Genomic DNA, 13,432 nt, shown 5'->3' with positions numbered 1-13,432 from the left:
TCGACATCGCGCGGGCACAACCTTGTCACAGAAACTAGAACGCGGGGAGGCTAGAGTTTCGCCTGCACCGCCTCGCCGTCGCTGCTGTCCTCGGCGGCGGCGGCGTGGTACTCGGTCTCGGTGCGGACGCCGGAGATCTCGCCCTGCTCGGCGAGCCAGCGCTCGGCGTCGATCGCGGCCATGCAGCCGGTGCCGGCGGCGGTGATGGCCTGCCGGTAGACGTGGTCCTGCGCATCGCCGCAGGCGAAGACGCCCTCGACGTTCGTATACGTCGAGTCGGGGAGGGTCTGGATGTAGCCCGTCTCGTCCATGTCAAGCCAGCCCTCGAAGAGGGCCGTGTTCGGCTGGTGGCCAATCGCGACGAAGAAGCCGGTGACGTCGAGCGTCCGCTCCTCGTCCGTCTCCGTGTCCTTCAGGCGGAGCCCCTCGACCGCATTCTCGCCGAGCACGTCGACGACGGCGGTGTTCCACATAAACTCGATCTTGTCGTTCGCGAAGGCCCGCTCCTGCATGATCTGCGAGGCGCGAAGCTCGTCGCGGCGGTGGACGACGGTGACCTTCTTGGCGAACCGCGTGAGGAAGAGGGCCTCCTCCATCGCCGTGTCGCCGCCTCCGACGATCGCGAGGTGCTCGTCGCGGAAGAACGCGCCGTCGCACGTCGCGCAGGCGGAGACCCCGCGCCCGAGCAGGCGCTTCTCGTTGTCGAGCCCGAGGTACTTCGCGCTCGCACCCGTCGAAATGATGACGGTGTCGGCGAGCACCGGCGTCTCCTCGTCCACGACGAGGCGGAACGGGCGCTCGGAGAAGTCGACGGCGGTGACGGAGCCGTGGCGGAGGTCGGCGCCGAAGCGGGCGGCCTGCTTCTCGAAGTCCGCCATCATCTCCGGCCCCAGGACGCCGTCGGGATAGCCGGGGTAGTTCTCGACGTCGGTCGTGGTGACGAGTTGGCCGCCGGGCTGGAGGCCCTGGAACACGAGCGGTTCGAGGTTCGCGCGGGCGGCGTAGAGCGCCGCCGTGAGCCCCGCCGGCCCGGTACCGATGATGACGACGGCGCGGCGCTCGGCAGCGTCAAAGTCGAAAGCGGAGAGGTCGGAGGTTCCGTTCGGGGAGGTCATGGCGATGGGTAAGACGAGAGCGAGGGAGCGTGAAACATAAAACGTAAGGGTACGTCGCGGCCATGTCGCTGCGAGCACCCTTACGTTTTAGGACCTATGTCGAGCGGCTACGCCGTTTCGGTAGCCAGCGTGTCCAGCTTCTCAGCGATGGCGCGCTTCGGGAGGACGCCGACGGCCTGGTCGACGACGCGGCCGCCCTTGAAGAACATCAGCGTGGGGATGCTGCGGATGCCGAACTGCATGGCGACCTGCGGGTTGTTGTCCACGTCGAGTTTAGCCACTTTCGCTTTGCCTTCGTACTCGGCAGCGAGTTCCTCGATCGTCGGCGCGATCGTGCGGCAAGGGCCGCACCACGTCGCCCAGAAGTCCACGAGGACGGGCTGGTCGCTGTTGAGGACTTCGTCCTGGAAGTTGGCGTCGGTCACGGTGACGTACTTGGCGTTGTCGGCCATGGGGGAATGCCTCTTGATGATTGCTGTCAGTTCGGGTGCAAGACTTCGATTTCGAGCGAGCGAAGATTGAACGGAACCGGCAGGCGGCTGTTTCCGCCGGGCAGGTTTTCCCCGGGGTTCAACGGACCCTCCTCCGAACCTCCACACGGCGTCATGCCGTCGCCGGGGCTGCTGACTTCAGCGGCTGCGGCTCGGGCCGGCCGAACACCTGCTCCCAGTCAAGCCGCCCCGTGAGCTGCATCGACCCGAAGAGCGTCGCGATGCAGAGCACCGTCACCATCAGCCCCGTCGCGCCGTCGAGGAAGAACGTGTACGCAAACCCGACGAGGTAGACGAGTTGCGCCCCGCCGACCTCGACGAGCGCGAACCGCGCCCCCGTCACGAGCCGCATGTACGACACGACGAGCCCAACCGAGACGACCGAACAGATCGCCACAGCGATGTGCACCGAGAGGTGATCCACGAGGTAGGCGAGGAGGAGGTGGAACGCGAAGAACGACGCGCCGAGGAAGAAGTAATGCATGGGGTGAAGGCGGACGCCGCGCATGAGGCTGAGCAGGAGGAGCATGAAGAAGAACAGGAAGAGGGAGACCGGCGCGAAGAACGTCACCCGGCTCACCCACGGGCCGGGGTTCAGCTTCTCGGGGAGGGCGAGGCCGAGCCCGGCGTCGGCGACGAGGTTCGTGTAGCGCCACGTGAGCGCCCACCCGTCGCCGCGGCGCACCTTCTCGGTTGCGGCGAGCGTGCCCGCCGGGAAGTCGATCTTGTCGAAGTCGGTCGCGAGCACGAGCCGGAAGTCGCGGACCTGCTGCGTGTGCTCGCCGAAGGCGTAGCGCCACGTCTCGACGCCCTGCGACCGGTACGCGACGCGGAACCCGACCGTCTCCCCCGGCCCGACTTCCACCTCCCGCATCGCCCCCCCGTCGCCCATCGCCGCATCGCCCGCCGGCTCGCCGTCAACGACGAAGTCGAACCCGTCGAGGACGGGCGCGCCTTCGGGGAAGCGGTAGCGGATTCGGTAGCGCGCGGCGGTGTCGCCGGAGTTATGGATCGCGTAGCGGCCGGCGAAATCGGCCTCGTACGTCGGATACCACAGGAGCCCTTTCTTGCGGTGTTCGAGCGCGAGCCCGACGCGGAGGTCGCTCGCCGCGAGCGGGTGCGGCTCGGTGCGGACGCGCTCGACGGTCTCCGTCGTGACCTGCCCGTCGACCACCTTTTGCACGGTCTCCTCGTACGGAACGAGCTGTTCGACGAGGGGTGCGCGCTGGACCTGCCGCCCACCCCAGAGTTGGCCGACGGCGCTGCGGAGCGAAGTGTCTTGTTCGTGGGTGCGGACGGTGACGGCGCCGCCGAGGACGAACCACGCGACCGACGTGCAGCCGAAGATGAAAGCGATAGCGATGATGCGTTTGAGCATGGCTTCGAAAAGGGTTAAAGGGTGAGAAGTACAGACGCAGCATGCTGCGTCTGTACAGGATGGCGAGCTATCGGGGAGCGCGGCGGAATCCGCCTCAGCCTGCGCCCACGGCATCCGTAGGGGCGCAACGTGCTGCGCCCGCGTGAGGCACCGCACCCCGTTCGGAAGCACCGCCGAGCCCGCCGAAGCGCCGCGTCCGGCGGCGGAAGTCGGCGACGGCGGCGGCGAGGTCGGCGGCGGTGAAGTCGGGCCAGAGCGTCGGGACGAACAGGAGTTCGGCGTAGGCGCACTCCCACAGCAGGAAGTCGCTCAGCCGCTGCTCGCCGCCGGTGCGAACGAGGAGGTCCACGTCGGGCGCGCTCGGGCTATGCATCGCCGCAGCGAGGGCGTCGGTGAAGTCGGCCCGCGTGGTGGCGTCGCCCACCGACGCGGCGGCCCGGCAGAGGGCGTCCCGCGCCGAGTAGTCCACGGCGATGCGGAGGTGCAGCCCGCTCCCGCGCCGCGTCTCCCACTCCGCCCGTGCGATCGCTGCCCGCACCGACGACGGCAGTCGGTCGCGCCGGCCGATCACGCTCAGCCGTACGTCGCCGCGTTTGAGCCGGGCGATCTCGGCCGTGAGGAACCGGCGGAGCAGCCCCATCAGCGCCGCCACTTCCACCGCCGGCCGCTTCCAGTTGTCCGACGAGAACGCGTAGAGCGAGAGCGTCCCCAGCCCGAGCCCCGGCGCGGCCTCGACGATGCGCCGCACGGTCTCGACGCCGGCGCGGTGGCCGTCGGTGCGGGGGCCGCCGCGCGCCTGCGCCCAGCGGCCGTTGCCGTCCATGATGAGGGCGACGTGGAGTTCGCTATGTGTATTCATAAATTACTTTGTGTTATAAAGTACAGAGAGTCAGAGAAAGCGAGAGGCTGTGCCGCCCCCCGCTTCGGCTACGGCGCTTCGGTCACCGCCGCGCTGTCTGGATGATCGCTTCCATCTGGTCGAGGTACGCCTCGAGCGCCGTCCGCCCCGCCGCCGTCAGCTCGTACTCCGTCCGCGGCGTGCGGTCGTCGAACGACTTGTGGCAGGCGATGTAGCCGGCGTCTTCGAGCTTGCGGGCGTGGACGCTGAGGTTGCCGTCGCTCGTGTCGAGCACGGACTTGAGATCGGTGAACGCCATCCGCCCGCCCGCCGCGAGCGCGCTCACGATCCCGAGCCGCATCCGCTCGTGGATCAGCTTGTCGAGTTGGGGCGCGGGCGTCGTCGCCGCTTTCCGTTTGGCCCGAGTGATCTTTGCCATGTCAGGGTGTGTCCGGTGATGCAGAACGAAGCCGAGCACGCCTTGCGGCGGGGGGCGTTGGGAACCGTGCGTAGGCCGTGATTGAGTTATCGGACACAGCCTATCCTCCGTGTCGGTAGGCGATGAGGAGCCCGAAGGCGAGGTGCAGCCCGCCGAACCCGGCCGCCATCCAGGCATCGCCCCACGCGGCGGGCGAGAGGAGCGCGAGCGTGCCGACGAGCATGAGCGCCGCTCCCAAGAGCGGGATGAGGCGGATCGAGAACATCCCCGCCGAGACGACGCCCGCGCCGTAGAGCAGTAGCCACAGCCCCGGCAGCAGCCGCAGGCTCAGCGACGGCTCCGCACCTGCGACGACGGCGTCGTACCGCGCCGCGTCGAGGTCGAAGCCGTAGACGGCGAGCGTGAGCACGAGGCCGGTGAAGATGGCGGGCGCGAGGCCGAGGAGGAACTTCCGCCCCTGCCCGCTGAGGAGCGGCGCGCCGTGCTGCTGCGCCTTCCGCGCCGTCGTCCACGCCCCGATCGCGAAGCCGACGAGCGCTTCGGCCGCCCACACCCGAAGCCAGCCGGAGACGTCGGGTTGCTGGGCCGCGAGCGCGGCGGCCCCGAGCGCCGTCACGCCCATCGCGACGCCGCCCCACCCGGAGACGGCGGTGAACTCGGCCGTCCGCGACATCGTGTCGCGGATGAACCGGAGGTGGGCTTCGGCGCGGTGGTCGGGCGGGAGCGCGGGCTCGTCGCGGCGGAGGGCGGGTCGGTCGTTCGGCATCATCAACTCGCAGTGAAGAACTTTATGATACAAAGTAACTATCCTGCCACGTCTGCGCAACCCCTCATAGAAAAAGAGCCGTGGCCTACCCCACGCGGGCGAAGCCGAGGCTCTTCGGCGCGGTGCGGGCGAAGTGCCGGCGCGTGTCGGTGTGCTCGGCCTGGCGGAGGTGGGCATCGCGGCCGGCGAGTTCGAAGGCGGCCTCGCGGGCGAGCTCGAGGAGGTCGGCGTCTTTGACGATGTCGGCGATTTTGAAGGCGGGGAGGCCGGACTGCCGCGTGCCGAAGAAGTCGCCCGCGCCGCGAAGCTTCAAGTCGATCTCGGAGATCTTGAACCCGTCGTCGGTGTCGAGCATCGCTTTGAGCCGCTCCTCGGATTCGGCGGAGCGCTTGTAGTCGGCCATCAGCATGCAATAGCTCTGGTCGGCGCCGCGGCCGACGCGGCCCCGGAGCTGGTGGAGCTGGCTCAGCCCGAACCGCTCGGCGTGTTCGATCACCATCACCGTCGCGTTCGGCACGTCGACGCCGACTTCGATCACGGTCGTGGCGACGAGGATGTCGGTCTCGCCAGCCTTGAACCGCTGCATCGCCTCGTCTTTCTCGTACGAGAAGAGCTGGCCGTGGACGAGATCGACGCGGTACGGGCGGAACAGCTCAGTGAGCTGCTCGAAGCCGGACTCGGCGTCTTTGATGTCGGCCAGGGTCTCGCTCTCGGACTCCCCGACGAGCGGGTAGACGACGTACGCCTGCCGCCCGGACCGGAGCTGCTCTTTGATGAATGCGTACGCCTCCTCGCGCCGCTTCTCGGTGTAGAGCCGCGTGTCGATGGGCTTCCGCCCGGCCGGCCGCTCGTTCATAATCGACACGTCGAGGTCGCCGTAGACCGTCATCGCGAGGGAGCGCGGGATCGGCGTCGCGGTCATCAGCAGCATGTGCGGCTTCGGGCCTTTGCGGAACATCCGCGCCCGCTGCATCACCCCGAACCGGTGCTGCTCGTCGACGATCGCGAGGCCGAGGTTCTGGAACTCCACGTTGTCCTCGATGAGCGCGTGCGTCCCGACGGCGACGGCAGCGCGACCCTCTTTCAGATCCGCCAGAATCTCTTCGCGCAGCAGCTTCCGCTGCCCGCCGATCAGCAACCGGACCTCGACGCCGAGCGGCTCGAAGTACTTCTGGAGGTTGGAAAAATGCTGCTCGGCGAGGATCTCGGTCGGCGCCATGAACGCGCTCTGGAAGCCGGAGTCGAGCGCCTGCATCATCGCCGCGACGGCGACGACGGTCTTGCCGCTGCCGACGTCGCCCTGGATGAGCCGGTTCATCTGCCGCCCCGTCATCGTGTCGTTCGCCACGTCCTCGATGGAACGGAGCTGTGCGCCCGTGAGCGTAAACGGGAGCACGTCGTTCACGAAGCGCCGGGCGTAGTCGCCGGGCGGGCCGAACGGCGGGCCGGCCACGTCCTGCCGCTTCTGGTGCGTGAGCGCGAGCAGGAGCTGGAGGAAGAACAGCTCTTCGAACTTCAGCCGCCGCCGCGCCCGCCCGAGCTCGCCCGCGTCTTTCGGGAAGTGGATAGCACGGAGGGCGACATTGCCGGGGATGAGGTCGTACCGCTCCCGCACCCAATCGGGCAGCACTTCGGGGATTTCGAGCCCGTGCTCCTTGATGAGCCCGTAGATCAGCCGCCGGAACGACCGGCTGGTGAGGCCGACTTTGTCGAGCGCCGCGCCGCCGGGGTAGAGCGGGATGATCCGGCCCGTGTCGAGCGCGGCGCTCTCGGCGTCGAGCTTGTCGAAGTCGGGGTGGGCCATCGAGAACGTGCGGCCGTACTGCTCGGCCTTGCCGTGGAAGGCTACGCGCTCCTCGGTCTCGAACAGGCGGTGGATGTAGTTCGCGCCGCGGAACCACACGCACTTCAGCGTGCCGCCGCTCTCGTCCTGCACGAGGAGCTCGAACCGCTTCTTCCCGCCGCGCCCCGGCACGAGGTTCTTCGCCTTCACGAAGCCGACAACGGTGACGGCCTCGCTGCCCGCCGCGAGCTGGCGGATCGGCGTCACCGTCGAGCGGTCGAGGTAGCGGCGGGGGTAGGTGCGGAGGAGGTCGCGGAACGTCTTCACGCCCGCCTTCCGCAGCGGCTCGGCCCGACGCTTCCCCACGCCGGGGAGCTCTTCGATGTCGTTGTCGAGTACGCTCACAGAATGGGGATGGAGAAACGGGTCAGCGCAGGACGCCCTGGGCGCGCTGGGCGCGCGCGTAGAAGTAAAGCCCAATCGCGACGAGCCAGATGGCGAGCGTGAATAGCCATTGGCCGAGCCCGCCGCCCATCACCTTGACGCCTTCGGAGAGCCCGAACGTGTAGAGACTGGAGACGAGCATGCTCAGCAGCGATACGGCGAAAAGCCCGACGGCCCAGCGCCGCCGCAGGAGGAGGGCGACGGAGCCGAAGACCGCGCTCCACACCGCCAGCGCCCACGCCGAGATGGCCCAGACGGGAAAGCTGTAGAAGTAGGCGCGCTGGGCCTCGGTGAAGCTGCTCATGTAGGCCTCGTTCTCGGTGACCGTCATGAGGTAGTCGACGGCGCCGAAGGCGTTCCAGAGAAGCGCCACGATGCCAATCACCCAGAGATGGGTCGGCGTGGTGCTCGCGCGTGAGGTGACAGCAGATAGCGTAGCCATGGCTGTGGGGGCTCGGATGAAGGTGGAATACGCATCCCAGTACGGGACCTATTCCCAATAAACACAGCGGCCATGTCATCCGCATGGCACAGTCTGTGCATTGCCCTCGCACGGCGCTAATGCCACTACGCATCCACATCAGAGACAAAAGCGAAGGAATCACAGAGGACGGTGCTGCCAGCAGGCGGGAATATAAAATCGGCCGACGTCATCGGGGGTGCCGCCTGCTACGCAGCTCTGCCCAGCGACCCCGTCTTCATCGCGCTGCGCTACCGGCTGAATCCGCTCATCGACTGGCTGCTCGCCCCCCACGCCGAGCCATCGCCACGCATGATGTCGACGTACGAGCCCGAAGCAGACCTGGCCTCAGACCCATCGCCCGAGGCAGGCCCTACTCCGCTACGGAGAACGGAACCGTAAAGGCGTCGTTGCCCCAGACGAGCCGGAGCGCGCCGCCGTCCGCCGTCTCCGCAACTTCTATCGTGAACGGCTCGACGGACTCGGCGCGTTCGGAGCGCGTCATCGGGACGCGGCCGAGGTCCCGGCTCGGGTCGTACGAGTTGCCGTTCTGCCCGGTCTCGCGGTTGACGATGAGCACGCCGCCATCGGGCTCGGGGATCGTGAAGAGGGTGTACTGCCCCGCGGGGACGGCGAGACCGCCGAGGACGAGATCCCGGTCCGTCGTGAGGTGGGTGGCGCGGTTGGCGCCGGTGCGCCAGAGCTCGCCCCACGGCACGAGCGCGCCGAAGAGATCACGGCCGCGCCGGGCAGGCTGCCCGTAGTCCACCGAGATCGTTGCGCCGCCGACCTGCGCGGTCGTCTCGCCACGGCCGGAGAGCGGGCCGAACGGCTGCCCGGCGGCATCGCGTGCGGCGAACCGATCGGTGAGCGCGTCGAGGTCTACGCCGTCCGTGCGCGTAACCGTGAGGGCGCGCGTGGTCGCGCCCGCGTCGAGCGATTGGAGACGGCCCTCGGCATCGGTCTCGACCGTCATCGTGCCGCGGAACGGGTGCGTCACCGTCCGCCGCCCGGCCGCGTCGGTGCCGACCTCGAAATCGAGCGTGCCGCGCTCGGTGAAGAGCGGCTGCGCGATGTCCCGCCCGGCCGCACGCGTGAGCATCAGCTCGAACGGCCAGTGGACCATGTCGATGAACGGCAGCGCGCCGGCGACGCGGACGACGCGGCGTGTGCCCATCTCCGCGCCCTCCGTGACGCGGACCACAAGGCTGTCGCCCTCGGGCTCGGCGACGACGCGGCGCGTCGGCTCGTCCTCGCCGGGCGTGCGCGTGACGGCCTCGTAGCGGGCGACATCGCCATCGGCGTCGAGGGTAAGTCGGTACTGCGTACGGGTGGTGCGCGGCGTGCGGAGGACGACGTCCGCCTCCACCCCGTCCTCCGTCTGCCAGAAGCGCTCGACGGCGAGCGTGTCCGCGCCGAGCGTGGTAACGAAGGCGGCGCGGTCCTGAGCCATGGCAGGACCGAAGAGCGGGAGGGCGAGGATCAGCAGGAGCAGGCGGCGCATGCGAAGGGAGGCTGACAGGGGAAGACAGACGAGGAGGAGAATATAGAATCGATCGGGCGTGCGGCCGTTCTCGGCCGGTCCAGCGAAGCCGCTTAACTCCACGTTTCGAGCGGCCGAGACTCAAGGCTCTGCCTCCCACGCCGTTCCACCCCGCTTCCGTCCGCCCCGATGAAAGACCACGCCAAGCACGACCCAACCTCGGCCGAGCCCAACGCGGGCGACGGCGCGCTCGTCGAGAGCAGCCTCGGCAAGATCGACGCGTCCGTCGTTCCGTTCGAGAACCTCGACGAGGTCCAAGAAGGCTTCTCGATGCTCGACCTCGAGGACCGCGTCGTCATCTCGCTCCTCTTCAACGAACTGATCGGCACCGACCACGTCGAGGCCGCGTGGTACCGGGCGCGAGACCAGCAGAAAATCGCCGAGCGAGGCGAGCCGGTGAAGCTGTGGCGCGCCCTCGCCGAGGACGCGACGCTGGACCGCGCCGTCATCTACAAGGAGGCGGCGAAGGTCTTCGCCTTCAAGGAGACGAAGGTCACCAAGTTCAGCGCGCTCGCCTGCCTCCGGCAAGCCCGCGACCTCTTCCCCGCGCCGCAGTGGGACCGGATGCGCGACCTCCACCTCATCCCCATCGCGATGGCGGACACGGGGGACGGGACCGCTCGCAAAGGCGCTAAGAAAGGCAAAGGGCACCGCGAGACGCAGGCCCCGGCCCGCCGGTGGGTCTTCGTCTCGCACGACCCGACGAACCGCGAGATCCAGCAGTTCCTCAAAACGCTCGCCCTCCCCTACTACGACCTCCAGTTCGCCCCCGAGGCCTTCATCGACGAGCTCATCTCCGAGACCACGAAGATGGTGCGGAACGAGTACCTCGAGCGGGTGCAGGAGACCGAAGGCGCGTTCGACCTCGGCGTCGACATCGAGCACGACGGGGACGACCTCCTCGAGGAGGAGGAGCTCGAAGCGGAGATCAACCGGAGCGCGCTCATCAACCTCTTCGAGGCCGCGCTCTTCGAGGCCGTCCGGCTCGGCGCGTCCGACATCCACATCTGCCCCGACGAGCACGGCAACATCAGCATCAACTTCCGCATCGACGGCGAGCTGACGTGCTGGTACGTCGAGGAGAAGGCGCCGCCGGAGGCGTTCCTCGCCGTCGCCAAAGACCGGACGCGCAACGTGGACCGCTTCGAGCGCGAGCGCGGGCAGGACGGCTACCTCCAGCGGACCATCGACGGCCTGCTCATCCGCTTCCGCGTTTCCATCCTCCCCATCACCCACTCGAACCAGCAGGCGCGCTACGAGAGCATCGTCATCCGCGTGCTCGACGACCGCAAGGTCATCGCCGACCTCTCGGTGCTCGGCCTGCCGGAGCGCGAGCTGCGGCTGTTCGAAGAGGCGATCCGGCAGCCGCAGGGCATGGTGATCCTCACCGGCCCGACGGGCTCGGGGAAGTCCACGACGCTCTACGCCGCGCTCCACCAGGTCCGCTCGGCCACGCGCAACATCCTCACCGCCGAGGACCCGGTGGAGTACGTGCTGCCCGGCGTCCGCCAGGTCAAGATCAGCCACAAGCTGCCGGTGAAAGAGGCCCTCCGCTTCATCCTCCGCCACGACCCCGACATCGTGATGGTCGGCGAGATGCGCGACCGCGACACGGCCGAGCTCGGCATCCAGCTCGCGAATACGGGCCACCTCACGTTCTCCACGCTCCACACGAACGACGCGCCGAGCGCGGTCTCGCGCCTGTACAAAATGGGGCTGGAGCCGTTCCTCATCGCCCACTCCGTCACGATCGTCGCGGCGCAGCGGCTGATCCGCACGCTCTGCCCCTCGTGCAAGGAGGTCGAGGAGGCGCCGGATCGGGACACGCTCGAGCGCGTCGGCTTCACCGCCGAGGAGATCGAAGCGGCGACGTTGTACCGCGTCGGCGCGAACCCGAACTGCAAGACCTGCAAGGGCAACGGCTACAAAGGCCGCCGCGCGATTGTCGAGGTCATGCCGATGTCGAAGGACCTCCGGCGGATGATCGTCACGGCCGAGGGCAACCTCGACGAAGACGCCCTCCGCGATCAGGCCGTGCTCGAGGGGATGACGCCGCTCACCGGGGCCGCCCGCGCCCTCGCCGCGGCCGGCGAGACCAGCGTCGAGGAGATGGTGCGCGTCGTCGGCGTGCTGCGCTGACCGCGACGCTCGGGCCAAAGCAACACGGGGGCGCGTCGGCATGACCGACGCGCCCCCGCACTGTTAATCAAGCTCGTCGAGCACGCGGACTACCAGCCGCAGGTCCGGCCCTCGTTCTGCTCGTCGAGCCAGGTCTGGAGCGGGGCGAAGTAGTCGAGGATCGCGGTGGCGTCCATCTCCGGGCTGCCGGTGAGGGCTTCGAGCGCCTCGGGCCACGGCCGGCCCGCGCCCATCTGCATCATCGCGTCGAGCCGGTCGCCGGCGGCCTCATTGCCGAAGATCGAGCAGCGGTTGAGCGGGCCTTCGTAGCCGGCGGCCTCGCAGAGCGAGCGGTGGAACTGGAACTGGAGGATGCGCGCGAGGAAGTAGCGCGTGTACGGGACGTTCGCCGGGACGTGGTACTTCGCGCCGGGGTCGAAGTCGGCCTCGGTGCGCGCCACCGGAGCCTGGATGCCCTGGTACTGCTCGCGGAGGTCCCACCACGCGGCGTTGTACGCATCCGGGCCGATCTCGCCGGAGAACACCTTCCACCGGTACTGGTCCACCAAGAGGCCGAACGGGAGGAACGCGATCTTGTCGAGGGCGTCGCGGAGGAGGAGCCCGAGGTCCTTGTCGGCGCTCGGCTCGGCGTCGAGGAGCCCGATGTCGACGAGGTAGGCGGGCGTGATCGAGAGCGCGACGGCGTCGCCGAGGGCTTCGTGGAACCCGTCGTTCGCGCTGTTGCGGTAGAGGTAGGGGAGTTGGTTGTAGGCCCGCTGGTAGTAGTTGTGGCCGAGCTCGTGGTGGACCGTGTTGAAGTCCTCGGCGTTGACCTCGATGCACATCTTGATGCGGAGGTCGTCGACCTCGTCCACGTCCCACGCGCTCGCGTGGCAGACCACGTCGCGGTCGGCGGGCTTGGTGAAGAGCGAGCGCTCCCAGAACGTGTCCGGGAGGGGGTCGAGCCCGAGCGAGGAGAAGAACTGCTCGCCGGTGCGGACCATCTTGAGGGCGTCGTAGCCGTCTTGCTGGAGGAGCGCCGTGAGGTCGTAGCCCGGATCGGCGTCGCCGGGGGCGACGAGGTCGTAGACGTTCCCCCACTCCTGCGCCCACATGTTGCCGAGGAGGTGCGCCGGGATCGGCTCATCGAGCGGCACGACGTCGTCCCCGTACTGCGCGTTGAGCTCGGCGCGGACGTAGCAGTGGAGGTCCTCGTAGAGCGGGCGGACCTGGTCCCACAGCCGGTCGAGCTCGGCGGCGAAGGCGTCGGGCGGCATGTCGTAGTTCGAACGCCACAGCGCACCGACGTCGGCGTAGCCGAGCTCGCGCGCGCCCTCGTTCATCAGCTCGACGAAGCGCTCGTAGTCGGCGCGCATCGCCGGAGAGATCGTGCGCCACCCGGCCCACGCCTCTTCGAGCGCCTCGGGGTCGCGGGAGTTGTCGATGACTTCCTCGAAGTCGCCGAGGTTCTGGCATTCGCCGTCGGCGGGGCAGTACTCGCCGCTCCCGTACGTGCTCTCCATCCGCGCGGCGATCTGCGTCAGTTCCCTAGTCTTGGCCGGGTCACTCGGCGCGGGCATCGTCATGCTCGTGCGGAGCATGTTCAGCTTGCGCGCGACGTCGTACGGGAGGTCGAGGCCGTTGAAGCGGGCGGCCTCGCCAGCGAGCGCCACGCGGGCAGCGACATAGTTCTCGTTCGCCTCGGCGGCGATGATCTCGGTGTCGTGCGTGATGAAGTTGGCCTGGACCCACGCCGCGCGGCCCGCCTTCACGCCGAGGTCGTAGAGCACGGCCTCGGCCGAGTCGGCGAAGGCTACGGCGTCGCCGACCGTGGGCTCGGCCATCGGGCCGGACTGCGCGGCGGCGGGCGGCGCGAGCAGCAGCGCCACGCCGAAGAGGAGCGCGAACGGTTTCCTGAGATCGGGCATAACGAGGGTGCGTAGCATGAGTGCGTGGCTGTTGAGGGAGAAAAGTGGGCCCGGCAGGACTTGAACCTGCGACCGTCGGATTATGAGTCCGCTGCTCTAACCACTGAGCTACGGGCCCGCGCCCCGAAA

General features: G+C 68.5%; 11 protein-coding genes and 1 tRNA gene. 1 reads left to right on the top strand and 11 read right to left on the bottom strand.

Going from position 1 to position 13,432, the window contains the following annotated elements; all coding sequences use genetic code 11:
- Window positions 1-50: 50 nt before the first annotated feature.
- From trxB to ABJF88_12565, 9 genes are all read right to left on the bottom strand, one after another.
- A complete protein-coding gene (gene trxB / locus ABJF88_12605; protein ID MEP0547766.1) occupies window positions 51-1,115 on the bottom strand; it encodes a thioredoxin-disulfide reductase in 1,065 nt (354 codons plus the stop codon).
- A 107-nt stretch (window positions 1,116-1,222) separates the two neighbouring features.
- Window positions 1,223-1,567 carry a thioredoxin gene (gene trxA, locus ABJF88_12600; GenBank protein MEP0547765.1) on the bottom strand — a complete coding sequence of 115 codons (345 nt, stop codon included), beginning with the start codon at window positions 1,565-1,567 and terminating at the stop codon, window positions 1,223-1,225.
- A 151-nt stretch (window positions 1,568-1,718) separates the two neighbouring features.
- On the bottom strand, window positions 1,719-2,984 hold the full coding sequence (locus tag ABJF88_12595; GenBank protein MEP0547764.1) for an inner membrane CreD family protein: 1,266 nt from the start codon (window positions 2,982-2,984) through the stop codon (window positions 1,719-1,721).
- Between the two features lie 94 nt (window positions 2,985-3,078).
- A complete protein-coding gene (locus ABJF88_12590; GenBank protein ID MEP0547763.1) occupies window positions 3,079-3,843 on the bottom strand; it encodes a di-trans,poly-cis-decaprenylcistransferase in 765 nt (254 codons plus the stop codon).
- Window positions 3,844-3,925: 82 nt separating this feature from the next.
- The gene (locus ABJF88_12585; protein ID MEP0547762.1) at window positions 3,926-4,261 is read right to left on the bottom strand and encodes a transcriptional regulator; all 336 of its coding nucleotides are present in this window, start codon (window positions 4,259-4,261) and stop codon (window positions 3,926-3,928) included.
- A gap of 100 nt (window positions 4,262-4,361) precedes the next feature.
- Window positions 4,362-5,027, bottom strand: coding sequence for a hypothetical protein (locus ABJF88_12580; GenBank protein MEP0547761.1), 666 nt, complete (start codon window positions 5,025-5,027; stop codon window positions 4,362-4,364).
- Between the two features lie 85 nt (window positions 5,028-5,112).
- Window positions 5,113-7,215: an ATP-dependent DNA helicase RecG gene (gene recG, locus ABJF88_12575; protein ID MEP0547760.1), complete on the bottom strand. Its 2,103-nt coding sequence runs from the start codon at window positions 7,213-7,215 to the stop codon at window positions 5,113-5,115.
- A 22-nt stretch (window positions 7,216-7,237) separates the two neighbouring features.
- Window positions 7,238-7,696: a hypothetical protein gene (locus ABJF88_12570; protein MEP0547759.1), complete on the bottom strand. Its 459-nt coding sequence runs from the start codon at window positions 7,694-7,696 to the stop codon at window positions 7,238-7,240.
- 391 nt (window positions 7,697-8,087) lie between these two features.
- Window positions 8,088-9,218, bottom strand: coding sequence for a DUF2911 domain-containing protein (locus ABJF88_12565; GenBank protein ID MEP0547758.1), 1,131 nt, complete (start codon window positions 9,216-9,218; stop codon window positions 8,088-8,090).
- A 168-nt stretch (window positions 9,219-9,386) separates the two neighbouring features.
- Between ABJF88_12565 and ABJF88_12560 the strand changes: the two genes are divergently transcribed.
- Complete coding sequence (locus ABJF88_12560; GenBank protein ID MEP0547757.1) at window positions 9,387-11,396, top strand: GspE/PulE family protein; 2,010 nt, start codon at window positions 9,387-9,389, stop codon at window positions 11,394-11,396.
- 89 nt (window positions 11,397-11,485) lie between these two features.
- Here ABJF88_12560 and ABJF88_12555 read toward each other — a convergent pair whose 3' ends face one another.
- Together ABJF88_12555 and ABJF88_12550 are read right to left on the bottom strand one after the other, a co-directional pair.
- A complete protein-coding gene (locus tag ABJF88_12555; GenBank protein MEP0547756.1) occupies window positions 11,486-13,303 on the bottom strand; it encodes a M2 family metallopeptidase in 1,818 nt (605 codons plus the stop codon).
- Between the two features lie 45 nt (window positions 13,304-13,348).
- Window positions 13,349-13,421: transfer RNA gene (locus ABJF88_12550), tRNA-Ile, on the bottom strand.
- Between the last annotated feature and the right edge of the window lie 11 nt (window positions 13,422-13,432).

It is taken from the genome of Rhodothermales bacterium (assembly GCA_039944855.1).
Classification (GTDB): Bacteria; Bacteroidota; Rhodothermia; order Rhodothermales; family JANQRZ01; genus JBBSMX01.
Note: the sequence above shows the minus strand (reverse complement) of the source record. Positions and strands in the feature narration are given on the sequence as shown.